22 protein-coding genes are annotated in these 22,264 nt (G+C 73.1%); 14 read left to right on the forward strand and 8 right to left on the reverse strand.

Features of this window, described 5'->3' with window-relative positions; translation table 11 throughout:
* The first annotated feature begins 55 nt into the window (after positions 1-55).
* From ACIRPT_RS18375 to ACIRPT_RS18400, 6 genes are all read left to right on the forward strand, one after another.
* Entirely contained in the window at positions 56-805 is a 750-nt protein-coding gene (locus tag ACIRPT_RS18375) for a helix-turn-helix domain-containing protein (RefSeq protein WP_403828168.1), read from the forward strand.
* 10 nt (positions 806-815) lie between these two features.
* Positions 816-1,760, forward strand: a complete 945-nt coding sequence (locus ACIRPT_RS18380; protein WP_403501348.1) for a glutaminase — start codon at positions 816-818, stop codon at positions 1,758-1,760.
* A gap of 333 nt (positions 1,761-2,093) precedes the next feature.
* Entirely contained in the window at positions 2,094-2,612 is a 519-nt protein-coding gene (locus ACIRPT_RS18385; protein ID WP_403828170.1) for a toxin-antitoxin system HicB family antitoxin, read from the forward strand.
* 77 nt (positions 2,613-2,689) lie between these two features.
* Positions 2,690-3,535: a DUF4097 family beta strand repeat-containing protein gene (locus tag ACIRPT_RS18390; protein WP_403828172.1), complete on the forward strand. Its 846-nt coding sequence runs from the start codon at positions 2,690-2,692 to the stop codon at positions 3,533-3,535.
* Positions 3,536-3,695: 160 nt separating this feature from the next.
* The gene (locus ACIRPT_RS18395) at positions 3,696-4,922 is read left to right on the forward strand and encodes a cytochrome P450 (RefSeq protein WP_403828174.1); all 1,227 of its coding nucleotides are present in this window, start codon (positions 3,696-3,698) and stop codon (positions 4,920-4,922) included.
* A 223-nt stretch (positions 4,923-5,145) separates the two neighbouring features.
* Entirely contained in the window at positions 5,146-5,373 is a 228-nt protein-coding gene (locus ACIRPT_RS18400; RefSeq protein ID WP_403501359.1) for a hypothetical protein, read from the forward strand.
* Between the two features lie 21 nt (positions 5,374-5,394).
* Here the strand turns inward: ACIRPT_RS18400 and ACIRPT_RS18405 are convergent, their stop codons facing one another.
* The 4 genes from ACIRPT_RS18405 to ACIRPT_RS18420 form a co-directional block, all read right to left on the reverse strand.
* Positions 5,395-5,808, reverse strand: coding sequence for a VOC family protein (locus ACIRPT_RS18405; RefSeq protein WP_403828176.1), 414 nt, complete (start codon positions 5,806-5,808; stop codon positions 5,395-5,397).
* Positions 5,809-5,894: 86 nt separating this feature from the next.
* Complete coding sequence (locus ACIRPT_RS18410) at positions 5,895-6,839, reverse strand: beta-ketoacyl-ACP synthase III (protein WP_403828178.1); 945 nt, start codon at positions 6,837-6,839, stop codon at positions 5,895-5,897.
* 328 nt (positions 6,840-7,167) lie between these two features.
* The gene (locus tag ACIRPT_RS18415; RefSeq protein WP_403828181.1) at positions 7,168-9,447 is read right to left on the reverse strand and encodes a heavy metal translocating P-type ATPase; all 2,280 of its coding nucleotides are present in this window, start codon (positions 9,445-9,447) and stop codon (positions 7,168-7,170) included.
* 228 nt (positions 9,448-9,675) lie between these two features.
* A complete protein-coding gene (locus ACIRPT_RS18420; RefSeq protein WP_403828183.1) occupies positions 9,676-10,668 on the reverse strand; it encodes a helix-turn-helix transcriptional regulator in 993 nt (330 codons plus the stop codon).
* Positions 10,669-10,790: 122 nt separating this feature from the next.
* Between ACIRPT_RS18420 and ACIRPT_RS18425 the strand changes: the two genes are divergently transcribed.
* The 3 genes from ACIRPT_RS18425 to ACIRPT_RS18435 all read left to right on the forward strand — a co-directional run bounded on the left by ACIRPT_RS18425 (position 10,791) and on the right by ACIRPT_RS18435 (position 14,744).
* Complete coding sequence (locus ACIRPT_RS18425) at positions 10,791-12,290, forward strand: MFS transporter (protein ID WP_403828185.1); 1,500 nt, start codon at positions 10,791-10,793, stop codon at positions 12,288-12,290.
* A 99-nt stretch (positions 12,291-12,389) separates the two neighbouring features.
* Positions 12,390-13,553, forward strand: coding sequence for a winged helix DNA-binding domain-containing protein (locus ACIRPT_RS18430; RefSeq protein WP_403828187.1), 1,164 nt, complete (start codon positions 12,390-12,392; stop codon positions 13,551-13,553).
* Between the two features lie 105 nt (positions 13,554-13,658).
* Positions 13,659-14,744 carry a magnesium and cobalt transport protein CorA gene (locus ACIRPT_RS18435; protein ID WP_403502261.1) on the forward strand — a complete coding sequence of 362 codons (1,086 nt, stop codon included), beginning with the start codon at positions 13,659-13,661 and terminating at the stop codon, positions 14,742-14,744.
* A 37-nt stretch (positions 14,745-14,781) separates the two neighbouring features.
* Here ACIRPT_RS18435 and ACIRPT_RS18440 read toward each other — a convergent pair whose 3' ends face one another.
* Positions 14,782-16,059: a CynX/NimT family MFS transporter gene (locus tag ACIRPT_RS18440; RefSeq protein WP_403828189.1), complete on the reverse strand. Its 1,278-nt coding sequence runs from the start codon at positions 16,057-16,059 to the stop codon at positions 14,782-14,784.
* On the reverse strand, positions 16,052-16,774 hold the full coding sequence (locus ACIRPT_RS18445; protein ID WP_403828191.1) for a FadR/GntR family transcriptional regulator: 723 nt from the start codon (positions 16,772-16,774) through the stop codon (positions 16,052-16,054). The genes ACIRPT_RS18440 and ACIRPT_RS18445 overlap by 8 nt, the downstream gene beginning before the upstream one ends.
* Positions 16,775-16,929: 155 nt before the next feature.
* Here ACIRPT_RS18445 and crcB (ACIRPT_RS18450) point away from each other — a divergent pair, with 155 nt between their 5' ends.
* The 4 genes from crcB (ACIRPT_RS18450) to ACIRPT_RS18465 all read left to right on the forward strand — a co-directional run bounded on the left by crcB (ACIRPT_RS18450) (position 16,930) and on the right by ACIRPT_RS18465 (position 18,799).
* Positions 16,930-17,385 (forward strand): fluoride efflux transporter CrcB, encoded by a 456-nt coding sequence (gene crcB / locus ACIRPT_RS18450; protein ID WP_403828193.1) that lies wholly within the window; start codon positions 16,930-16,932, stop codon positions 17,383-17,385.
* Positions 17,382-17,777, forward strand: coding sequence for a DUF190 domain-containing protein (locus ACIRPT_RS18455; protein WP_403828195.1), 396 nt, complete (start codon positions 17,382-17,384; stop codon positions 17,775-17,777). The genes crcB (ACIRPT_RS18450) and ACIRPT_RS18455 overlap by 4 nt, the downstream gene beginning before the upstream one ends.
* Complete coding sequence (gene crcB / locus ACIRPT_RS18460) at positions 17,774-18,148, forward strand: fluoride efflux transporter CrcB (RefSeq protein WP_403828197.1); 375 nt, start codon at positions 17,774-17,776, stop codon at positions 18,146-18,148. The genes ACIRPT_RS18455 and crcB (ACIRPT_RS18460) overlap by 4 nt, the downstream gene beginning before the upstream one ends.
* A gap of 78 nt (positions 18,149-18,226) precedes the next feature.
* Positions 18,227-18,799, forward strand: a complete 573-nt coding sequence (locus ACIRPT_RS18465; protein WP_403828199.1) for a GNAT family N-acetyltransferase — start codon at positions 18,227-18,229, stop codon at positions 18,797-18,799.
* A 254-nt stretch (positions 18,800-19,053) separates the two neighbouring features.
* Here the strand turns inward: ACIRPT_RS18465 and snpA are convergent, their stop codons facing one another.
* Entirely contained in the window at positions 19,054-19,701 is a 648-nt protein-coding gene (gene snpA, locus ACIRPT_RS18470; protein WP_403828201.1) for a snapalysin, read from the reverse strand.
* 215 nt (positions 19,702-19,916) lie between these two features.
* On the opposite strand from snpA, the gene ACIRPT_RS18475 reads away from it, so the two are divergent.
* Positions 19,917-20,909, forward strand: coding sequence for a LysR family transcriptional regulator (locus tag ACIRPT_RS18475; RefSeq protein WP_403828203.1), 993 nt, complete (start codon positions 19,917-19,919; stop codon positions 20,907-20,909).
* A 13-nt stretch (positions 20,910-20,922) separates the two neighbouring features.
* Here the strand turns inward: ACIRPT_RS18475 and ACIRPT_RS18480 are convergent, their stop codons facing one another.
* A complete protein-coding gene (locus ACIRPT_RS18480; RefSeq protein WP_403828205.1) occupies positions 20,923-22,212 on the reverse strand; it encodes an RNA polymerase sigma factor in 1,290 nt (429 codons plus the stop codon).
* Positions 22,213-22,264 lie beyond the last annotated feature (52 nt).

Genomic DNA, 22,264 nt, shown 5'->3' on the forward strand with positions numbered 1-22,264 from the left:
TCAATGGAATCAACGGCGCGGACGGCCGCGGGGTTCCCGTGCCAGGCTGGAGCATGTGGGCGAGGAGTGCGACACGGGTGAGCCGCACGGCGCAAGCGCCGGTGGCGCGGGCGCCTACCGCGAGCGGAGGTCCCGGCTGGCCGGCGCGGTGCTGTGGACCAACACCACGGCGCCCTCGGCACGGCCGGTGCTGCCCGACGGCTGCACGGATCTGATCTGGACCCGGGGCCGGCTCCTGGTGGCGGGCCCGGACACCGGGCCGTACCACCCGGACCGGGACGGCGCGCCGCCCGGCACCCTCTTCGTAGGGCTGCGCTTCGCCCCGGGGCAGGGGCCCGCCGTCTTCGGCGCACCGGCCCATGAACTGCGGAATCTGCGGGTCCCGTTGGAGGAGCTGTGGGCCCCGGCCCGGGTGCGGGAGCTGGCCGGACGGGTGGCCGCCGAAGGGGCGCGCGCCCTGGAGGCGGCCGCCGGGGCCCGCCTGGGGGACGCCGCCCCCGAGACGGCCCCCAGGACCGCCGCCGTCGCCGCGGCCCTGGCCCGCGGCCGTCCCGTCGCGGAGGTCGCCCGCGGCGTCGGGCTGAGCGAACGGCAGCTGCACCGCCTCAGCCTGGCCGCGTTCGGCTACGGCCCCAAGACCCTCACCCGGGTGCTGCGCCTCGTCCGCGCCCTCGATCTGGCGCGCTCCGGCATGCCGTACGCCGAGGTCGCGGCCCGCGCCGGATACGCGGACCAGGCGCATCTGGCGCGCGAGGTGAAGTCGCTGGCGGGGGCTCCGATGGGGGTGCTCCTCGCGCCGGGTTAGCGTGTGCGTCATGGACTACCAGGCCGTGATCGAAGAGGTAGCGGCCCATGCCCGGCCCTACGTGGGACAGGGGCAGGTCGCCGACTACATACCGGCGCTGGAGAAGGTGGCCCCGGACCGCTTCGGGATCGCGGTGGCCGACATCAACGGCAAGGTGTACGGGGCCGGCGACTGGGAGGTGCCGTTCTCCGTCCAGTCCATCTCCAAGACGTTCTCCCTGGCGCTGGTGATGGCCCAGAGCCACGGCAGCCAGGGCGGCCGTGATGCGCAGGGCGTCGACGAGATCTGGCGGCGGGTGGGCCGCGAACCGTCCGGTACGCCGTTCAATTCGCTGGTCCAGCTGGAGGCGGAGAACGGCATCCCGCGCAACCCCTTCATCAACGCCGGCGCCCTGGTGGTCACCGACCGGCTGCTGACCCTCACCGGTGATGCCAGCACCGCGCTGCTGCACTTCCTGCGCGAGGAGAGCGGCAACCCGGAGCTGGCCTTCGACCAGGCGGTGGCCGACTCCGAGGCCGAGCACGGCGACCGCAACGCCGCGCTGGCGCACTTCATGGCGTCCTTCGGCAACCTGGAGAACCCGGTCCCCAGCGTCATCGAGCACTACTTCTGGCAGTGCTCGATCGTGATGAGCTGCCGCGATCTGGCCACGGCCGGCGGCTTCCTGGCCCGCCACGGGCTGCGCGCCGACGGCAGCCGGCTGCTGGAGGCCCGCGAGGCCAAGCGGATCAATGCGGTGATGCTGACCTGCGGGACGTACGACGCGGCGGGCGAGTTCGCCTACCGGGTGGGGCTGCCCGCCAAGAGTGGCGTCGGGGGCGGGATCGTGGCCGTCGTGCCGGGCCGCTGCACGCTGTGCGTATGGAGCCCGGGGCTGGACGCCCGCGGCAACTCGGTCGCCGGTGCGGCCGCCCTGGACCACTTCACGACGCTGACCGGGTGGTCGGTGTTCTGACGGCTCGAGGGGTGTCCCCGGGGTGAGCCCGAACGGCGGCAGGCCGCTCTTCGGGCGCATCGCATGGCGTCACATGACATCGGGTGGCGTCGCGTGGCATCACATGACGTCGGACGGCGCGGCGGATGGTGCCATTCGGTGCCATCCGGTGTCGCCCGGCACCGCCCGGCGCCATTCCGCGCCCCCGGGAGTGCATGAGCACGCGTGGCGCCGCAATGACTCAGGTCGTTTCCTTCGCATTTCCCCAGTTCAGGGCGGCTATCCTCAGGCCCGCTCGCCATGCGGCACGCTGCACGCTTGCGCATGGCGCCATGATGGTGCCACCATGACGTCATGGACCTCACGCCGTATGTCGACACCCTCCGCCGCGAACTTGCGGTGGCCGCCGAAGCCGGTGGGGAAGATGCCCGCGAGCTGGCCGAGCGGCTCACCGCTCCTCTGGAGTCGGCGACCCGTCTGACCATGCTCAATGTGCTCTCCGCCGCGATGGACGAGGTCACCCGCGAGCTCGCCCCCGGCTCGGTCGACGTACGGCTGCGCGGGCTGGACCCCGACTTCGTGGTGACGCCGCCGCCCGCCGGCGGCGGCCCCGCGGAGGCGCCCGTTGAGCCCGTCGAACCGCTCAGGGCGCAGGCGCCCGCCGACGGCGACGAGGGCGGCACCGCCCGCGTCAATCTGCGCCTGCCGGCCCACCTCAAGGCGCGCGCCGAGGAGGCCGCGAGCCGTGAGGGCCTGTCGGTCAACGCGTGGCTGGTGCGCGCCGTGTCGGCCGCGGTCGACGGCGGCACGCGGCCGCGGGCGACGGCGAAGGCCCACACCGTCGGACAGAGCTTCACGGGCTGGGTGCGCTAGGGCCCGCCGCCGCCTCACTTCATCCACCACGTCCCACCAGCGGGGACGACCATGAGACCCAAGAGGACGGGACAGCCATGCCTTCTTTCGACACTCCCGAACCGATTTCGGCCACCGCCCACGTGGACGCCGGTTCCATCCGGTTCACCGCGGGCGACCGCCCCGACACCGTCGTCGAGGTGCGGCCCCGCGACCCGAAGCAGGACCGGGACGTGCGGTCGGCCGAGCAGACCGAGGTCACGTACGCGAACGGCACCCTGACCGTCAGGACCCCCAAGCTGCGCAATTCGCTTCGCCGCCCCGGCACCGTCGATGTGACGGTCGACCTGCCCGCCGGCTCGCGCATCGACATGACCGGCGCCTGGGCCCAGGTGCTCGGCGAGGGCCGGCTCGGCGAGGTCCGGGTGAAGACCTCCGCGGGCGATGTGCGCCTGGACACGACCGGGCCGCTCCATCTGACCGCCTCCCACGGCGCGATCACCGTGGACCGCGTCGAGGGCACGGCCGAGATCACCACCAGCACCGGCAGCCTGCGCGTCGGCCACGTCGACGGACCCGCGGTCCTGAAGAACTCGCACGGCACCACGACCGTCGGCGCCGCGACCGGCGACCTGCGGGTGAGCAACGCCAACGGCGACATCGACATCGTGCGCGCCGAGGGCTCGGTCGCCGCGACCACCGCGCACGGCAGGGTGCGGGTGGCCGACGTGGCCCGGGGCACCGTTCAGCTGGAGACCTCCTACGGCGCCATCGAGGTCGGCATCCGCGAGGGCACCGCCGCCTGGATCGACGCCAGCTCCAGCTCCGGGCAGGTGCGCAACATGCTCACCGCGTCCGGGTCCCCGGAGGAGGCCGAGGACACCGTCGAGGTCCGCGCCCGTACCCGGTACGGCAACATCGACGTCCTCCGCGCCAAGCCCTGAGCGCCCCCGTGCGCCGCATCCTCCTCAACTCACCCCATCCCCCTGCCACTTGCGTCTTCGAGCGGGAGGACCCCATGACGATCTCTGTCATGCCCACGCCGAGACTGCCGTATGTCCGTCGGCGGTTACGGCCGCAACAAGCACCACGAGAGGAAATCCGATGAGTGAAACGGTCGCCATCCCGCACGGCCTCCCGATGGACCGCGACGCGGGCCCCTTCGACCCGCCCCGCCAGATCACCCGGCTGCGCGAGGCCCGCCCGGTCAGCCCCATGCTCTTCCCCGACGGTCACGAGGGCTGGCTCGTCACCGGCTACGACGCGGTCCGCCAGCTCCTGGCCGACACCCGCTTCAGCTCCCGCCAGGACATCGGCGTGCTGCACATGCCGTACGAGACCCCCGGCATGCCCGCCATGACCGAACCGTCCCCGCAGGTGCCGGGCCTGTTCATCGCCATGGACCCGCCGGACCACACCCGGCTGCGGCGCAAGCTCACCGGCGCCTTCACCGTCAAGCGCATGAAGCAGCTCGAAGAGCACATCGCCGAGATCACCGAGCGGCAACTGGACGAGATGGCGCGCCTCGCCCCGCCGGTCGACCTGGTCAAGGAGTTCGCGCTGCCGGTGCCCTCGCTGGTGATCTGCGAACTGCTCGGTGTCCCGTACGAGGACCGGGAGACCTTCCAGGTCAACTCCGCCAAGTTCATGGAGAAGGACGTCTCGCTCGACGACAAGATGGCAGCGTACGGCGCCATATCCTCGTACCTCGCCGAACTGGTCACGAGCAAACGCGCCGAACCCGGCGAAGACATCCTGTCCGACCTGGCCCGCCATGACGACCTCACCATCGAGGAACTGACCGGCATCGCCTTCCTGCTGCTGCTCGCGGGCCACGAGACCACCGCCAACATGCTGTCGCTGGGCACCTTCGCGCTCCTGGAGCACCCCGCGCAGATGGCCGCACTGCGCGCCGACCCGGATCTGATGCCCGGTGCCGTCGAGGAACTCCTGCGCTATCTGTCGGTTGCCGACATCTTCTACCGCTACGCCACGGAGGACATCGAGCTCGGCGGTGAAACGATCGGCAAGGGATCGACCGTCGTCGTCTCGCTGCTGGCCGCCAACCGCGACCCCCGGCGCTTCGACGACCCCGACACCGTGGACGTCCACCGCAAGGCCCGGGGTCACCTCTCGTTCGGCCACGGCGTCCACCAGTGCCTCGGCCAGCAACTGGCCCGCATCGAGATGCGCGCCGGTTTCGACGGACTGCTGCGTCGCTTCCCGACCCTCGAGCTCGCCGTCCCCGCCGACGAGGTGAGGCTCAGGACCGACATGAACATCTACGGCGTCCACGAGCTGCCGGTCACCTGGACGGAAACGGCCCGGTAAAACCGTCGGCCGGGCGCGTCACCCGCGGGGGAACGCACCTTCGGAGCCTGTCCCGGGGAGGACTTCCACGGGACAGGCCCCGGGCATCCGTCATCCGGACGGACGCCGCGACGGCCTCCGGGCCTGCCCCGGCGATACCCCCCCGAGGGGCGGCCGCCACGGCTTCCCTGCGTTGTGGGCCGCCCCCGCTCGGCGCATCGTGGGGGCTAGGAGGTGCACCGCCATGGACCATGAGATCCGCGCCGAATACGAGGAAGGTGTGCTGCCGCACGAGGACACACCGGTCAAGCTGTGGCACATGTGCCGCGTGACCAGCCTCACGGCCATGTGCGGGCGGGATCTGGCCCCGGCCGCCGCCACCCAGCCGGCCGACCACTGGGGTACGCCCAAGGCCGAGCCGTTCTGTTTCCTGTGCGGTGCGCAGTACCTGCGGGAGCACCCCGGACCGTAGGGGCCGGCGCCACCGGCAGCCCTAGGCCAGCGGCGCGAAGAGATCCACCCCATGGCCGTCCGGATCCCGTACGACGGCGTAGCGCTGCCCCCAGAACGCGTCCCAGGGCGCCTTTTCGCCCGCGTAGCCGGCGTCGGTGAGCTCCGCATACACCTTGTCGACCGCGGCGGGATCCGCGCAGGCGAAGGCCAGGCCCGTCGGCGCGCCCGCCTGGGGCGGCGTCCAGTCCGGGTCGACGGCGCGGGCGGTCTCGTACGAGTCCCACATCAGGCGCAGGCCGCCCGGGAGCTGCGCCTCGGCGTGCGGGGCGGTGTCGGCGTCGGTGGGGATGTCCAGGCCGAGGCGGCGGTAGAAGGCGAGCGAGGCGGCCATGTCGGAGACGACCATGCCGATGGCCGCGAAGCGGGGGGAGGGGGAGGCGGAAGGAGTGTTCATGCGGCGAGCGTAAGGAGGGCGCCGCCGCGCGGTCTTGAACGAATCGGACGCGGGCGGGCCGGACGCGGGCGGCCGCCCGCCCCGCCTCACGGGCAGCGGATGACCTGCCCCGCGTACGAGAGGTTGCCGCCGAAGGCGAAGAGGAGGACGGGCGCGCCGGAGGGGATCTCGCGGCGTTCCACCAGCTTGGCCAGGGCCAGCGGCACCGAGGCGGCGGAGGTGTTGCCGGAGTCGACGACGTCCTTGGCGACGACGGCGTTGACCGCGCCGATACGCTCCGCGACCGGCTCGATGATCCGCAGGTTGGCCTGGTGGAGCACCACCCCTGCCAGGTCCTCGGGGAGGATGCCGGAGCGTTCGCAGACCTGGCGGGCGATGGCCGGGAGCTGGGTGGTCGCCCAGCGGTAGACGGTCTGGCCCTCCTGGGAGAACCGGGCCGGCTCGCCCTCGATCCGTACGGCGTTGCCCATCTTCGGGACCGAACCCCACAGCACCGGGCCGATGCCCGGCTCCGGCTCCTCGGACGCGGTGACCACCGCGGCGCCGGCCCCGTCGCCCACCAGGACGCAGGTCGAGCGGTCCGTCCAGTCGACCACGTCGGTGAACTTCTCCGCGCCGATGACCAGCGCATGCCGCGCCGAGCCGGCCCGGACGGCGTGGTCGGCGGTGGCCAGCGCATGGGTGAAGCCGGAGCAGACGACGTTGATGTCCATCGTGGCCGGCGCGTCCAGGCCGAGCCGGGCGGCGACCCGGGCCGCGGCGTTCGGGCTGCGGTCGGCGGCCGTGCAGGTGGCGACCAGGACGAGGTCGATGTCCTGCGGAGCCAGTCCGCTCGCGGCCAGTGCCTTGGCGGCGGCCGCGGCCGCCATCGAGTCGACGGTCTCGTCCGCCGCCGCGATGTGCCGGGTACGGATGCCGACGCGACTGCGGATCCAGGCGTCGTCGGTGTCGACGAGCTCGGCGAGGTCGGCGTTCGTGAGCACCCGGGAGGGCTGGTAATGGCCGAGCGCCAGGACGCGTGACCCCGTCATGAGTTCCCCTGTACGTACGTGGGCGGGCGGGTATGCGACCAGTCTCACCCCTCGGTGCCGGCCGGCGGTTGCGCGATCCGCCAATGTTCCGCCGTAAGAACTGGAGACATCCAACCGCCGGGCCGCCGCCACGGGCGCCCCGCACCGTGCCGGGGACGCACACGGTGCGGGGCGGGCGCGTACGGACAGGGGACAGCGGTCCCGTCCGCCCGATCCAACGGCAGGGCCGCACTCCGCCCGGGGCATTGCGCCGTACGCGGGCGCGGCGCCGCGCATGCCGCGGCCCCGGCAGCGGGGTGCTGCCGGGGCCGCGGGCCGGACGGTGCCGTCAGCCGGCGGTCCGCTCCGGCGTCAGCGCCCGGAAGCGCCGCAGCCGCAGGCTGTTGCCGACCACGAAGACCGACGAGAAGGCCATCGCGGCGCCCGCGATCATCGGGTTGAGCAGGCCGGCGGCGGCCAGCGGCAGCGCCGCGACGTTGTAGCCGAAGGCCCAGAAGAGGTTGGTGCGGATGGTGCCGAGGGTGGCGCGGGCGAGGCGGATGGCGTCCGCCGCGGCGCGCAGATCGCCCCGTACGAGGGTCAGGTCGCCGGCCTCGATGGCGGCGTCGGTGCCGGTGCCCATCGCCAGCCCCAGGTCGGCGCGGGCCAGGGCGGCCGCGTCGTTGACGCCGTCGCCGACCATGGCGACCGAGCGGCCCTCGCCCTGGAGGCGCTCGATGACGGCCACCTTGTCCTCGGGCAGCACCTCGGCGATCACCTCGTCGATGCCGACCTCCTTGGCGACCGACTCGGCCACCGCCTTGTTGTCGCCGGTGAGCAGCACCGGGGTCAGGCCCAGGGCGCGCAGCCGGCGCACCGCCTCGGCGCTGGTGGGCTTGACCGCGTCCGAGACGACCAGCACCGCGCGGGCCGCGCCGTCCCAGCCCACGGCGACCGCGGTCCGGCCCGCGGACTCCGCCTCGGCCTTGGCCGCCGCCAGCGCGGGCGGCAGCTGCTGGCTCCAGTCGGTCAGCAGCCGCTCGCGGCCCACCAGGACGGCGTGCCCCTCGACGATTCCCTGGACGCCGAGGCCGGGGACGTTCGCGAAGTCCTCGGGGATGGGCAGCGTCCCGGCGGCCTCCTCGGCGGCGGTGGCGATGGCGCGGGCGATCGGATGCTCGGAGGAGTGCTCCAGGGCACCGGCCAGCCGCAGCGCCTCGTCACGGGAGACGCCCTCGGCGAGGTGGACGCCGGTCAGCGCCATCACGCCGGTGGTGACCGTGCCGGTCTTGTCCAGGACGATGGTGTCGACCTTGCGGGTGGACTCCAGGACCTCGGGCCCCTTGAGGAGGATGCCCAGCTGGGCGCCCCGGCCGGTGCCGACCATCAGCGCGGTCGGGGTGGCCAGGCCCAGGGCGCACGGGCAGGCGATGATCAGTACGGCCACGGCGGCGGTGAAGGCGGTCACCGCGCCCGCGCCGGTGCCCAGCCAGTACCCCAGGGTGCCGACGGCCAGCGCGATGACGATCGGGACGAAGACCGCGGAGATCTTGTCGGCGAGCCGCTGGGCCGCGGCCTTGCCGTTCTGCGCGTCCTCCACCAGGCGCGCCATCCGGGCGAGCTGGGTGTCCGCGCCGATCCGGGTGGCCTCGACGACGAGCCGGCCGCCCACGTTGACGGTCGCCCCGGTGACGCCGTCGCCGGGCGAGACCTCCACCGGCACGGACTCGCCGGTGAGCATCGACGCGTCCACGGCGGACGCGCCCTCCACCACCTGGCCATCGGTGGCGATCTTCTCCCCTGGGCGTACGACGAAGCGGTCCCCGACGCTCAGCTCGGCAGTGGGGATGCGCACCTCGCGGCCGTCCCGCAGCACGGCGACGTCCTTGGCGCCGAGCTCGAGCAGCGCCCGCAGCGCCGCGCCGGCCTTGCGCTTCGACCGGGCCTCGAAGTAGCGGCCCGCCAGGATGAAGGTGGTGACGCCGGCCGCCGCCTCGAGATAGATGCTGCCGCTGCCGTCCGTACGGGCGATGGTCAGCTCGAAGGGGTGGGTCATTCCGGGCATGCCCGCGGTGCCGAAGAACAGCGCCCACAGCGACCAGCCGAGCGCGGCGAGGGTGCCCATCGAGATGAGCGTGTCCATCGTGGCGGCGCCGTGCCGCAGATTCGTCCAGGCGGCCTTGTGGAAGGGCAGGGCGGAGTGGACCACCACCGGGGCGGCCAGGGTCAGCGACAGCCACTGCCAGTTGGTGAACTGAAGGGCCGGGACCATCGCCATCAGGACGACGGGGACGGAGAGGGCGAGGGAGACGAACAGCCGGCGGCGGAGGGCGGCGAGGGCGCCGTCCTGCCCGGCGGGCACTTCGCCGTCGGTCTCGGTGGGCGCCGGGGCCGGCGGCTCGGGGAGCGCGGCGGTGTAGCCGGTCTTCACCACGGTGGCGATCAGGTCCGCGGCCCCGACCCCGCTGCCCTCCGCGACCGCCACCTGCGCCTTCTCGGTCGCGTAGTTGACGGTGGCGGTGACCCCCTCCATGCGGTTGAGCTTCTTCTCGATCCGGGCGGCGCACGAGGCGCAGGTCATCCCGCCGATCTCCAGCTCGACGCGGTGCTCTGTGATCGCGGTCGTCATGACTGCTCCTCCATGTGCTGCGAGTGCTGCGAGTGCTGTCAGTGCTGCCAGTGCTGTCTGGGATTGCGGGGTCGTGCCGTACGGGGCGGTGCCGGGGTGGCCCGGCGTCGCCGACCGCGTGGCCGGAGCCGTCGGGCGTCCACTACACAGAACCATATACCCCCTAGGGGTATTCCGTCACCTCCCCGCCGCTCCCTCGCCCCCGCACCCTCCTCACCGCACTCCTCGTCACCGCACCTCCGCGTCCCGGTCCGCCCCCTCGGCCCCCGCCGCGCGCCGCGCCCGGTCGCCCAGCGCGCGCAGATACCCCACCAGCTCCGCCGGCTCATGCACCGTGAACTCGCGCCCCAGCATGGCCAGCCGCATCGCCAGCCACTCCAGCGAATCCGGCGTGCTGCGCCACCGGCACGACCGCGCGTCGATCGCCTCCAGCTCGCCCGCCCGGCCGCCCAGCCTTGCGGCCACCTCCGCGGCCGGCGCGTACACCGTCGCCACCGCCCGTTGCGGCGCCGGGGCCATTCCCTGCATCCGCTCCCGGATGTAGGCCGCGGCATCGGCGGCGGGCAGTTCGCGCGGCGTGGTCCGCGCGCCGGTCGCGAACGCCTCGGTCAGCCGGTCCACCCGGAAGGTCCGCCAGTCCTCGCGGTCGTTGTCGTACGCGACGAGGTACCAGCGCCGCCCGGCCGCCACCAGCCGGTGCGGCTCCACCAGGCGCTTGGTGCGCTCACCGGCGCCCGCCTGATAGCGGAACCGCACCCGCTCGTGGTTGGTGATCGCCGCGGCGAGCACGGTCAGCTGTTCCGGGTCGACGGTCGGCCCGTCGCCGGCCGGCATCGGTACGGTGGCGCTGCCGAGCGTGCCCACCCGCCGCCGCAGCCGGGCCGGCAGCACCTGTTCCAGCTTGGCGAGCGCCCGTACGGACGCCTCCTCGATGCCCGCGATGGTGTGCCCGGCCGTCGAGCGCAGGCCCACCGCGATGGCCACCGCTTCCTCGTCGTCGAGCAGCAGCGGCGGCATGGCCGTGCCCGCGGCCAGCCGGTAGCCACCCACCGCGCCCATCGTCGCGTGCACCGGATAGCCCAGATCGCGCAGCCGCTCGATGTCGCGCCGGATGGTCCGGGAGGTGACTCCCAGCCGGTCGGCCAGCTCGCTGCCCGGCCATTCGCGCGGGGTCTGGAGCAGGGACAGGAGATTCAGGAGTCGCGCCGAAGTGTCACTCATGCCGCCATGATGGGGCAGCAAGTAGGACCGTAGCTGTCCTATACGCCGCCTAGTGTCGAAGACGTCCGCGAAGCTCAGCCGGACACCTCGTCCCCGTTCAGGGAAAATCTCAGGAGAACGCCATGACCACGACCGCCCCCGCCCCCGCCGAGGCGGCCGAAGACGCGCCCGCGCCGGCCGGGCCGGCCCCCGCCGACCGCAGACGCTGGATCGCCCTCGCCATCCTCCTGACCGCGAGCTTCATGGACCTGGTCGACGCGACCATCGTCAATATCGCCATTCCCAGCATCCAGCGGGACACCGGCGCCTCCTTCAGCGCCGTCCAGTGGGTCACCGCCGGCTACGCCCTCGCGTTCGCCCTCGGACTGATCAGCGGCGGCCGGCTCGGCGACATCTACGGCCGCAAGAAGCTCTTCCTGCTCGGCATGGGCGGCTTCACCCTCGCCTCCGCGCTGTGCGGGCTCGCCGCGGACCCCGGGATGCTGGTCGGCGCGCGGGTGCTCCAGGGCGCGATGGCCGCGCTGATGGTGCCGCAGGTGCTGGCGATCATCCACGTCAGCTTCCCCGCGCACGAGCGCGGCAAGGTCTTCGGGATGTTCGGCGCGGTGATCGGCCTCGGCGCGGTCTGCGGCCCGCTGATCGGCGCGCTGCTCACCGAGGGCAACCTCGGCGGCCTGGAATGGCGCCCGATCTTCCTGATCAACCTGCCGGTGGGCATCGCCGGCATCCTGCTGGGCGGCCGCTTCGTCACCGAGTCCAGGGCCCCGCGCGCCCTCCGTCTCGACCTCGTCGGCACCGCGCTGGCCACCCTCGGCCTGCTGATGGTCCTCTACCCGCTCACCCAGGGCCGCGAGTCCGGCTGGCCGCTGTGGGGCTTCGCCGCGATGGCCGCGAGCCCGTTCGTCTTCGCGGTCTTCGTCCGCTACGAGCGCGCCAAGGCCCGCAAGGACGGCTCGCCGCTCGTCGAACTCTCCCTCTTCCGGATCAAGACCTTCGCGGCCGGCGCCGGCGTCCAGCTCACCTTCGGCGCGGTCAGCGGCCTGTTCTTCCTGATCTGGACGCTCCATATGCAGCTCGGCCTGGGCTGGGGCCCGCTGCACGCCGGGCTGACCGGGGTGCCGTTCTCCCTCGCCTGCTCGGCCGCGGCCGGGATCTCCGTACAGAAGCTGGTGCCGCGCTTCGGCCGCAAGGTCCTCCAGGCGGGCGCGCTGATCATGCTGTCCGGGGGCCTGCTCTACCTCTGGGAGGCCGGGCACTACGGCACCGCGCTGCAGTCCTGGCAGATGGCCCCCGCGATGCTCCTGATGGGCGCGGGCATGGGCCTGATCGTCGCCCCGATCACCGACTCGGTGCTCTCCGAGGTCCCCACCGAGCACTCCGGCTCGGCCTCCGGCATCTTCAACACCACCGGCCAGCTGGGCATGGCGCTCGGCCTGGGCCTGTCGTCGGTGGCCTTCTTCGGGGTGACGGGCGAGGTGGGCGGCGGCGCCGCGCCGGGCGCCGCCTTCGTCTCGGCCACCACCCACGCCCTGTGGTGGGTCTCCGGCGGCCTGGTCGTCGTTTTCGGCCTGCTGTTCCTGCTGCCGCGCCGGGTGCGGACGCAGGACGCCCCCGCGGTCTGACGAAGGCGCGACCCGTCCCCGCCGTCCCGAAGCCACCCGTCCCCGCCGTCCCGAACCCACCCGTCCCCGCCGTCCCGAACCCATAGAGGAGCCCAGAGCATGCCGCCGGTCACCTTCCCCCTCACCTGGCCCGAAGCCAGCGCCCGCCGCCTGGAGCGCGCGGGGCTCGCCGGGGAGGCCCTGGCGCCGGACCCGGCCAAGATCGCCGCCGCGATGTGCGGGGCGCACGCCCAGGTGCTGTCCGCCGCCGAGCTCTCGCTGATGCTGCGGACGGACGGCGGCACCCGTACGGCCGTACGCGACGCCCTGTGGACCGACCGCACCCTCGTCAAAACCCACGGCCCGCGCGGCACGGTGCATCTGCTGCCCACCGCCGACCTGCCGATGTGGACCGGCGCGCTGTCCGCCGTACCGCTCGGCACCAGCCCCCATCCGCACGACGTACGGCTCACCCCCGGCCAGACCGAGCAGGTCCTCGCCGCCATCGAGGACGTGCTGGCGGACGCCGAGCTGACCATCGACGAGCTGAGCGAGGCGGTGATCGCCGCCACCGGGCCCTGGGCCGGCGACCTCGTGATGCCCGCCTTCCAGACGATGTGGCCGCGCTGGCGGCAGGTGATGCACCGGGCCGGCCAGCAGGGCGCCCTGTGCTTCGGCCCCAACCGGGGCCGCAAGGTCACCTACACCAGCCCCCGGCGCGCCCTGCCCGGTTTCCGCCCGATGCCGGGCCCCGAAGCCCTCGCCGCCCTGGTACGGCGCTACCTCCACGCCTACGGCCCGGCCACCTCCGCCGATTTCGCCAACTGGTTCGGCGCCCCGCCCCGGTGGGCGGCGGACCTCTTCGCCTCCCTGGCCGACGGCCTCCAGCAGGTCGACTTCGCCGGCGCGCCCGCCTGGATCCTGGCCGGCGACACCGCGGGCCCCGCCGCCGACCCCTCCGGCGTCCGGCTCCTGCCCTATTTCGATGCGTACGGCATCGCCTGCCGACCCCGCGACCTGCTCTTTCCCGGCCGGGCGGCGGAGCGGGCGCTGGCCGGGCGGCAGGCCGGAAACTACCCGGTGCTGCTGATCGACGGGGTCGTCGGCGGCGTCTGGCACCAGCGCCGCGCGGGCCGTCGGGTCCATGTCACGGTCGAGCCGCTGACGCCCCTGACCGCCGGGCAGCGGCGCGCGCTGGAGGCCCAGGTACGCCGGACCGGCGAAATCCTGGAGGGGGAAGCGGAGTTGACGATCGGCACGGTCACGGTGGGCCCGCACGCCTAGCGGATACCGCCCCCGGCGCCGCCGCGGGGCGCCCCACCGGGCCGTAAAAACCGGCCCTTTTCCGTACCGTTCACGGGCCGGGGCCTTCATACTGGCCGGGTGTCGATGATCAGCAACCTCCGCAAGGCCGTCCGGCTGCCGCAGCCGCGCACCCGGGGTGTCGACCTCAGTCACCCGGCGCGCTCACCGCTCGGCACCGCCGTGGTGAACTGCGCGGTGTACGTGGACGGCATTCGGCAGGACGGCAATCACCCGGCCGATGTCGCGATACGCCGGGTCCGTAAATCCGGGAGCGGATTTGTCTGGATCGGGCTGCATGAGCCGTCTGAGAAGGAATTCGCCGGAATTGTCGAGTTGTTCGGGCTGCACCCCCTCGCCGTCGAGGACGCGGTCTACGCCCACCAGCGGCCCAAGCTCGAGCACTACGACGACAGCCTCTTCACGGTCTTCAAGACGGTCCGCTATGTCGAGCACGACCGGCTCACCGACACCAGCGAAGTGGTGGAGACCGGCGAGATCATGGTCTTCACCGGCGCCGATTTCGTGATCACGGTGCGGCACGGCGGACATGGCTCGCTCGGCCCGCTCCGCGAGCAACTGGAGTCCGTCCCCGAGCAGCTGTCCCTCGGCCCGTCCGCGGTACTGCACGCCGTCGCCGACCTCGTCGTCGACGACTATCTGGACGTCACGGCCGCCGTGCAGGTGGACATCGACGACGTCGAGAGCGAGGTCTTCTCCGTACGGGGCGGCGGCGGGGCCGGCCGGATCTACCAGCTCAAGCGCGAGCTGCTGGAACTCCGGCGCGCGGTGGCCCCCTTGGACCGCCCGATGCAGGAGCTGGCCACCCAGCCGATGCGCGAGGTCGACCCCCGGATCAAGACGTACTTCCGGGACGTCGCCGACCACCTCGACCGGGTCACCGAGCAGATCACCGCCTTCGACGAACTGCTCAACTCCATACTCCAGGCCCATCTCGCCCAGGTCACCGTCGCCCAGAACGAGGACATGCGCCGCATCAGCGCCTGGGTCGCGATCCTGGCCGTACCGACCATGGTGTGCGGCGTCTACGGCATGAACTTCGAGTACATGCCGGAGAAGCACTGGACGTTCGGCTATCCGCTGGTGATGACGCTCATCGTGGCGCTCTGCTGGGTGATCCACCGCGGCTTCAAGCGGAACGGGTGGCTCTAGACGCCAACCCCCTCCGTACCGGCCCCGACCCCGGCCGCTACGGCTGCCGGCCCGCCACCTGACGGGGCCGGGCCGCGCCCCACCCCGCCGCGATCTGCGGGAGCAGCAGCGCCAGCAGTACGGCCAGCGGGACGGTCCAGCCGCCGGAGGCGTCGTGTACGGCGCCCAGGACTGCCGGGCCGGTGGCGGCCAGGATGTAGCCGAAGCACTGGGCCATGCTGGAGAGCTGGGCGGCGTGCCGGGCGTCCGGGGCGCGCTGGACGATGAACAGCAGCGCCAGGCTGATCGCCGCGCCCTGGCCGAGGCCCAGCAGCGTCATCCAGACGTAGGCGCCGCCGGCCGGCGCGAGAAGCATCCCCACCAGGCCCGCCGCGCACAGCGCCGCACCCAGCGCCGCCAGCACCCCGGCGCGCAGCCGGCGGCCGACGACGACGGGGGAGAGGAACGAGCCGGCGATCCCCAGCAGGGAGGAGAAGGAGAGCATCCAGCCGGCGTCGCCCGCGCTCATCCCGGCGTCCTCGAGCATGGTCGGCAGCCAGGCGGCGGCCGCGTAGTAACTCAGCGACTGCAGGCCCATGTAGCCGGTGACCTGCCAGGCCAGCGGGTCGCGCCACAGCCCGCGTACCGGATGTGCCGCCCGCCGCGCCGCGGCCGCCGTCACCCGCGTACGGGAGCGCACCTGTGGCAGCCACACGACCAGTGCGACGACCGCGAGCGCGCCCCAACAGGCCAGCGTCGCCTGCCAGTTGAGCCCGGCGGCCTGCTGTACGGGGACGGTGATCCCGGCGGCGAGCGCCGCGCCGCCGAACAGCGACATGGAGTACAGGCCGGTCATCAGCCCGGCGCGGGCCGGGAAGTCGCGCTTGATCAGGCCGGGCAGCAGGACGTTGGCGACGGCGATGCCCGCGCCGATCACGACCGTTCCGGCGAACAGCGCCACCACGGAGTCCAGCAGCCGCAGGGCGGTGCCCGCGCAGATCAGCGCCATGGTGCCGAGCAGCGACCGCTCCATCCCCAGCCGCCGCCCCAGCCGCGGCGCGACCGGCGCCAGCAGACCGAAGCAGAGCAGCGGCAGCGCGGTGAGCAGGCTGGTGGCCGCGGCCGACATCCCGCTGTCGTCGCGGATGGTCCCGGCGAGCGGCGACACGGCGACCAGCGCCGGGCGCAGGTTCAGGGCCAGCAGGACGACGCCGATGCCGAGCCAGAGAGCGCGGCGGCCGCTGACGGAGGCGGTGACGGAGGGGGCGGGGGCGGGGGAGGCGGTCGCGGGGGCGGTGTCCGTCTCCCGGGTGGCTATCGGTCCTTCGTCAGGCATCTGCGTCGTCTCCGGTGATCCGCTCGTCCGCCCCGCGCAGGGCGTCCATCGCCTCGGTGAGATGCGCCAGCGCCGCCCGTTCGGCGGCCTCCGGGTCGCGGGCCTCGATGGCGTCGACGATGGCCGCGTGGGACGCGTACTGGTTGCGTACGGCATCGGGGACGGGGGCGCCGACGACCGACTGGAGCGTCGCGCGCAGGGCGTCGCTGAGGTGCTCGTACAGCTCGGCGAGGACGCTGTTGTGGGCCGCGGCGGCGATGGTGCGGTGGAAGTCCATGTCAGCGTCGATGAACGCGGTCAGATCGCCGCTCTGCCAGGCGCGGTCGCGTTCGGCGAGGGTGGCGCGCAGCGCGGCGAGGTCCTCGTCGGTACGGCGCCGCGCGGCATGGCGCGCGGCATCCCGCTCCAGACAGGCGCGGACCTCGTACGCCTCCAGGTCTTCGGCCCGCCGCAGCCGGCGCTGGACGGCCGCGCCGAAGTCGCTGCTGGCGCGGACGTAGGTGCCGTCGCCCTGCCGCGGCTCCAGCATCCCGGTGTGCACCAGGGCGCGCACCGCCTCGCGGACGGTGTTCCGGCCGACGTCGAGCTTCTCGACGAGCACCGGTTCGGCGGGGATCTTCGTCCCGACCGCCCACTCGCCGTTGGCGATCAGGCCCTCCATCTGGTCGATGACCAGGTCCACCAGGCTGGTGCGGGCGGTGCTGCGCAGCGGCATAGGGCTCGTCCTCCGTCGTGATTCCACCGGTGATGGGAACATCCCATGTTTCGCGCTGTCAAACGGCGGGGGTTAGCCTGAGGCCGCCGATGATCTCGGTCGGACGCCGGACGATCTCGGGAAGCGCTGCGGGAGAGAAGAGAGCCGAACGAGCCATGGACATGCGAGCCCGGCGGGCGGCGCCCTGGCAGGGCCAATGGCCGGTCATCGGCGCGGTGGCGGCGGGCGGCGCCATCGGCGCCGTGGCCCGGTACGGCGCCTCGCTGCTGTGGCCGACGGCCCCCGGCACCTTTCCCTGGACCACCCTGACCGTCAATGTCATCGGCTGCGCGCTGATGGGCGTCCTGATGGTGCTGATCACCGAGCTGTGGTCGCCGCACCGGCTGGTGCGCCCCTTCCTCGGCACCGGCATCCTGGGCGGCTTCACCACTTTCTCGACGTACGCGGTGGACATCGTGCGCCTGGTGGACGCCCGGCGGGCGGCGCTGGGCCTGGCCTATCTGGCGGCCACCCTGTTCGCCGCCATGGCGGCCGTATGGGGTGCGGCGGCCCTGACCCGCACCCTCCTCGAACTCCTTGAACTCCCGGGACGAAGGCGGCGATCGGCATGACACGGCTCCGCGGTCCGGCGCTGCGGCTCACCGCCGTCGTCGGCGAACACCAGGTGCGGCACCACAAGCCCCTCTACGCGGAGATCGTGCACCGCGCCCACGCGGCCGGGCTGGCCGGCGCGAGCGTGTTCCGCGGCATCGAGGGCTTCGGTGCCTCGTCCCTCATCCACACCCAGCGGCTGCTCTCCCTGAGCGAGGACCTGCCGGTCGCGGTCGTCGTCGTGGATGTGCCGGAGCGGGTACGCGCCTTTGCGCCGCAGGTGGTGGAACTCGTGGGGGAGGACGGCCTGGTGACCCTCGACGCGTGTGAGGTGCTCGGGCCCGGTGCGGCGGGCGGTACGGACCACGACGGTACGGACGACGGCGGCGACGCGGCGGGCGGGCGCGGGTGAACTGGTTGCTGGTCGTGGCCGGTGCGGCGGTCGGGGCGCCGCTGCGGTTTCTCACCGACCGTCTGGTGCAGTCCCGGCACGACAGCGTCTTCCCCTGGGGGACGTTCACCGTCAATGTCGCAGGATCGCTGATCCTCGGGCTGCTGACCGGCGCGGTCACGGCCGGCGCCGCCTCCCCGCACGTCCAGCTCCTCCTCGGCACCGGCCTGTGCGGCGCCCTGACGACCTACTCGACCTTCTCCTACGAGACGCTCCGGCTGGCGGTGGACGGCGCCCGTTTCTATGCCGCGGCCAATGTCGTGGCGAGCGTGGTGGCCGGACTGGGCGCCGCGTGCGCGGGGGTGGCCTGCGCACGGGGGCTGTGGGGCTGACCCGGTACCCGGTACTTCCCGGGACCTTGTGGGTATCCTCCGCCTATCCGGCGTGATCGGCGGAACGGGGGAGGGCCCATGGCAGAGGTGTTCCTGCGGCGTCTGAGCAGGTGGCAGGCGGAGAGCCAGCGGGAATCGGTCGGTGATCTGTACGCCGCGGCGCACCGCGATCCGGCCGTCGCCGACGCGGCCCCGGACCGGCCGGACCGGGAGGCCTTCCTGCGGCGGTTCGCCGGGCACGACATCCAGCGCCCCGGCTTCGAGATGGTCATCGGCAGCGACCCGGCGCCGGCCGGCTGCTGCTACGGCTACCCCGCCGACCGCGAGGGCGACCGGCGCGGGGAGTACCCCCTCGGGCTGCCGGGAGAGCTTCCCGCGCAGCTGCGCGAACCGGCCGCCACGGGGCGGCTGTTCCTGATCGCCGGACTGATGGTGCTGCCCGCGCACCGGCGGAAGGGGGTCGCCACCCGTCTCCTGGAGACGCTGCTGATCCGGAGCAACGCCGTACTGGCCCTCGCCGTCCTCGACGCGGACAACGCCCCGGCCAAAGCCGCGTTCCGCTCCTGGGGCTGGCGGCCGCTCGACGGGGGTCCGGCTCCGTCCGGCGCCGCCGGGCCCCGACGGGAGGCGTGGACCCGCCCGTTGCCGTAGCCGGTCGCCGCGGCGGGCGGCTCCCTTCAGACGGGGAAGAGCACTGGGGCCCGGGAGCTGAAACTCACCGGGCCCCACCGCTGTCGCGAACGCGTGGGAGGAACGCGGTCGCCGCCGGCGGCGCCATTGCCGCCGGCCTTGCCCGCATGCCCGCGCCGCCAGGGTTCCGAGGGCCGGCCGCCAGGTACCGGCCCTCGGCAGCCACGGCCGCAGTCCGTGGCCTCAGCCGCTGTCGCAGCTGGTCAGTGGGTGGTTCAGCGCTTGAGGCCGTTGGCCCAGAGCTGGTCCACCTTGGCGCGCTCGTTCGCGTCCGGCTGGGTGTTCTGGCAGGACGTGCCGGGCCCGCCGCCGGACATCAGCTCGCTGCACGGGCCCTCGTAGTGGTCCGGCAGTCCCAGCACATGGCCGGTCTCGTGCGCCGCGACGCGGGTGGAGTTGTACTCCTGGTTCTGCTTGTAGTCCAGGAAGACAAAGCCCTTGCCGTGGCCGTCGGTGCTGGCGTACGAGCCGCGCGGGTCGTCGCCCTCCTTGTACTGGAAGTCGCCGCCGCTGCCTTCCTGCAGCTTCACGTTCTGCACGGCGGCGTTCCATATGGAAGCGCTCTCGGATATCTGGCTCTTGAACGTCGGGGCCGCGCTCGCGTCGTAGGTCACGGTGACCGACTTCAGGCCCGGGTGCGCCTTCATCTTCGCCAGGGCCGACTTCATGACGGCGTCGAAGAAGGCCTTGGTGTCGGCCTTCTCGGCGGCCGAGCCGGCGTACGCGGCGATGGAGGCCCGCGTGCTCTGGTGGGAGGGGGTGTGGGTGGAGGGGGAAGCTGCCGAGACCGGCGCGGCGGCCGCGAGTGCGGCGGCGAGGCCCAGGCCGAGCGCTGCCGACAGCGCCGTCTTGGGAGAGCTCATGTGGGGGGCTCCTTAATTTCCGAGGGCCGCGGTCGCCGTGTGGGGCGGCGACCGGGGCCCTGCGGATTTCTTGGTGCCGTTGAGTCTGGACGGAGTTCACCCACGGGGCGGAGATGCTAAGTGGCGATAGCACCAGGCAATACCCCGGCGATACCCGCACCAAAGCCGCCGGAAAAAGAGCGAGTTCGGACGGGTTTGAGAGGCTGGTGTGACCGATGCCGACGTTTTATGCTCCGGACGTGGAGCTCGAGGTAAGGCATCTTCGCGCATTGTGCGCCATCGCCGACTCCGGCAGCGTACGCAAGGCGGCCCGGCAGTTGGGGATGACCCAGCCTTCCTTGACGACTCAGCTACGACGCATCGAGAAGGCCCTCGGCGGTCAGCTGTTCTTCCGCGAGCCGACGGGCAGCCGCCCCACGCCGCTGGGGCACACGGTGCTGTGCCGGGCCCGCCCGATAGTGGCCGAAATGCGGGCACTGGTCGACGAGATCGCCACCGCGTCCGTACGCGAGCGGGGTGCGCGACTGCACATCGGCAGCACCAACAGCCGCGCCGTCGCCGGCTGGCTGCGCCGCCTGCGCATCCGCCTCCCGGAGACGGACACGACCATCAGGACCGATGTCTCGGCCAATGCGCTGCTGCACATGGTCGCGTCGGGTCAGCTCGACGTGGCGTTCGTGCACGAGGTCGAGGGCGCGCCGCTACGGGTCCCCGACGGCCTTATCGAGCATGAACTGATCGCCAGGGAGCCGCAGTTCATCGCGATGTCCGACGGCCATCCCGCCGCCGACCGCGCCGTCGTCCGGGTGCGGGACCTCGCCGACGACCAGTGGATGGTCGACCCGACCGTCGACGGCGAGTGGGCGGGCCTGCGCCGCATCTGGACCGCCGCCGGGATCAACCCCCGCGTGGTGCACGGCGATTACCTCACCGCCGTCGACCTGGTCACGGCCGGCGAGGTGGTCACCCCCTGCCAGCCGACCGCCCGCTCCCGCCCCGGTATGGCCGTCCGTCCGCTGCACGGCGACCCGCTGGCCGTGCGCCTCTTCATGGCCTGCCGCCCCGACGGCACCCCGTCCGTCTCCGCCGAGGCCCTCTTCGACGACCTGACCTCGTCGTACATGGAGATCGCCTGGGCCACCGAGGCCTACCGCGACTGGCTGATACGGCATGACGGCCCGCTGCCCGTGCCGGTCCCCGCCCCCTGAGCGGCCCGCCCCGCTACGACGGCCGGTTCCCGCCGCCCTGCTCCGCCGCCCGCTCCTCCAACAGGGCCCGCTCCCGCGCATTGCGGGTCAGGGACGCCGCCCGCAAGAACTCCTCCCGCGCCTCCGCCGCCCGCCCCAGCCGCGCCAGGAGGTCGCCCCGTACGCTCGGCAGCAGGTGATAGCCCGCGAGGGAGGGCTCCGCCGCCAGCTCGTCGACCAGCGGCAGGCCGTGCTCCGGCCCGAACGCCATCGCCACCGCCACCGCCCGGTTCAGCTCCACCACCGGCGACGGCGCGATGTGCGCCAGCGCCTCGTAGAGCATCGCGATCCGCGGCCAGTCCGTCGCTTCCGGCGTCCGCGCCCGCGCATGGCAGGCGGCGATCGCGGCCTGCAGCGCGTACGGGCCGACCGTGCCGCCCAGCTCCTCGGCCCGCGCCAGCGCGGCCAGCCCGCGCCGGATCAGCAACCGGTCCCAGCGCGACCGGTTCTGCTCCAGCAGCAGCACCGGCTCACCCGTCGGCCCGGTCCGCGCCGCCGACCGCGAGGCCTGCAGCTCCATCAGCGCCACCAGGCCGTGCGCCTCCGGCTCCTTCGGCAGCAGCCCGGCCACCATCCGCCCCAGCCGCAGCGCGTCCTCACACAGCGCAGGACGCATCCAGTCGTCCCCGGCCGTGGCCGCATACCCCTCGTTGAAGACCAGATAGATGACCTCCAGCACCGACGACACCCGCGCGGCCAGCTCCTCCCCGCCCGGCACCTCGAACGGCACCCGCGCCTCGGCGAGCTTCTTCTTCGCCCGCACGATCCGCTGGGCCACGGTCGCCTCCGACACCAGGAACGCCCGCGCGATCTCCTCCGTCCGCAGCCCGCCCACCAGCCGCAGCGTCAGCGCGACCCGCGCCTGCGTGGGCAGCACCGGATGGCAGGCGATGAACACCAGCCGCAGCAGATCGTCCTCGATCTCCGCGCTCTCCACGACCCGCTCGAAATCCGCCTCCGCCCAGCCCGGCTCGCTCTCCGCCTCCCGCCCCAGGACCTCCACCTTGCGGGCCAGCCGCTCCCGCCGGCGCAGCAGATCGATCGCGCGGTGCTTGGCGGTGGCCATCAGCCAGGCGCCCGGATTCTGCGGCACACCGGTTTCCGGCCACCGCTCCAGCGCGGCGACGAGGGCGTCCTGCGCCAGCTCCTCGGCCTGCCCGACATCCCCCACGATCCGGGTCAGCCCGGCGATCAGCCGTGCCGACTCGATCCTGAAGACCGCCTCGATCGCGCCGTGTACCTCGCTACTTCCCGTCACGGGCACCCATCAGAGCAGCCGGCCCCGGCCCCGGCAATCCGAACCGCGGGGCGGGGCC

Source organism: Streptomyces sp. NPDC101227 (assembly GCF_044767545.1).
Classification (GTDB): Bacteria; Actinomycetota; Actinomycetes; order Streptomycetales; family Streptomycetaceae; genus Streptomyces.

Coding starts and splice junctions, on each gene's coding strand:
- crcB (WP_403828193.1), top strand. CDS start 16,930: ATGGACATGCGAGCCCGGCGGGCGGCGCCCTGGCAGGGCCAATGGCCG.
- ACIRPT_RS18425 (WP_403828185.1), top strand. CDS start 10,791: ATGACCACGACCGCCCCCGCCCCCGCCGAGGCGGCCGAAGACGCGCCC.
- ACIRPT_RS18430 (WP_403828187.1), top strand. CDS start 12,390: ATGCCGCCGGTCACCTTCCCCCTCACCTGGCCCGAAGCCAGCGCCCGC.
- ACIRPT_RS18435 (WP_403502261.1), top strand. CDS start 13,659: ATGATCAGCAACCTCCGCAAGGCCGTCCGGCTGCCGCAGCCGCGCACC.
- ACIRPT_RS18445 (WP_403828191.1), bottom strand. CDS start 16,774: ATGCCGCTGCGCAGCACCGCCCGCACCAGCCTGGTGGACCTGGTCATC.
- snpA (WP_403828201.1), bottom strand. CDS start 19,701: ATGAGCTCTCCCAAGACGGCGCTGTCGGCAGCGCTCGGCCTGGGCCTC.
- ACIRPT_RS18380 (WP_403501348.1), top strand. CDS start 816: ATGGACTACCAGGCCGTGATCGAAGAGGTAGCGGCCCATGCCCGGCCC.
- ACIRPT_RS18390 (WP_403828172.1), top strand. CDS start 2,690: ATGCCTTCTTTCGACACTCCCGAACCGATTTCGGCCACCGCCCACGTG.
- ACIRPT_RS18415 (WP_403828181.1), bottom strand. CDS start 9,447: ATGACGACCGCGATCACAGAGCACCGCGTCGAGCTGGAGATCGGCGGG.
- ACIRPT_RS18410 (WP_403828178.1), bottom strand. CDS start 6,839: ATGACGGGGTCACGCGTCCTGGCGCTCGGCCATTACCAGCCCTCCCGG.
- ACIRPT_RS18465 (WP_403828199.1), top strand. CDS start 18,227: ATGGCAGAGGTGTTCCTGCGGCGTCTGAGCAGGTGGCAGGCGGAGAGC.
- ACIRPT_RS18405 (WP_403828176.1), bottom strand. CDS start 5,808: ATGAACACTCCTTCCGCCTCCCCCTCCCCCCGCTTCGCGGCCATCGGC.
- ACIRPT_RS18440 (WP_403828189.1), bottom strand. CDS start 16,059: ATGCCTGACGAAGGACCGATAGCCACCCGGGAGACGGACACCGCCCCC.
- ACIRPT_RS18455 (WP_403828195.1), top strand. CDS start 17,382: ATGACACGGCTCCGCGGTCCGGCGCTGCGGCTCACCGCCGTCGTCGGC.
- ACIRPT_RS18395 (WP_403828174.1), top strand. CDS start 3,696: ATGAGTGAAACGGTCGCCATCCCGCACGGCCTCCCGATGGACCGCGAC.
- ACIRPT_RS18400 (WP_403501359.1), top strand. CDS start 5,146: ATGGACCATGAGATCCGCGCCGAATACGAGGAAGGTGTGCTGCCGCAC.
- ACIRPT_RS18420 (WP_403828183.1), bottom strand. CDS start 10,668: ATGAGTGACACTTCGGCGCGACTCCTGAATCTCCTGTCCCTGCTCCAG.
- ACIRPT_RS18475 (WP_403828203.1), top strand. CDS start 19,917: ATGCCGACGTTTTATGCTCCGGACGTGGAGCTCGAGGTAAGGCATCTT.
- ACIRPT_RS18385 (WP_403828170.1), top strand. CDS start 2,094: ATGGACCTCACGCCGTATGTCGACACCCTCCGCCGCGAACTTGCGGTG.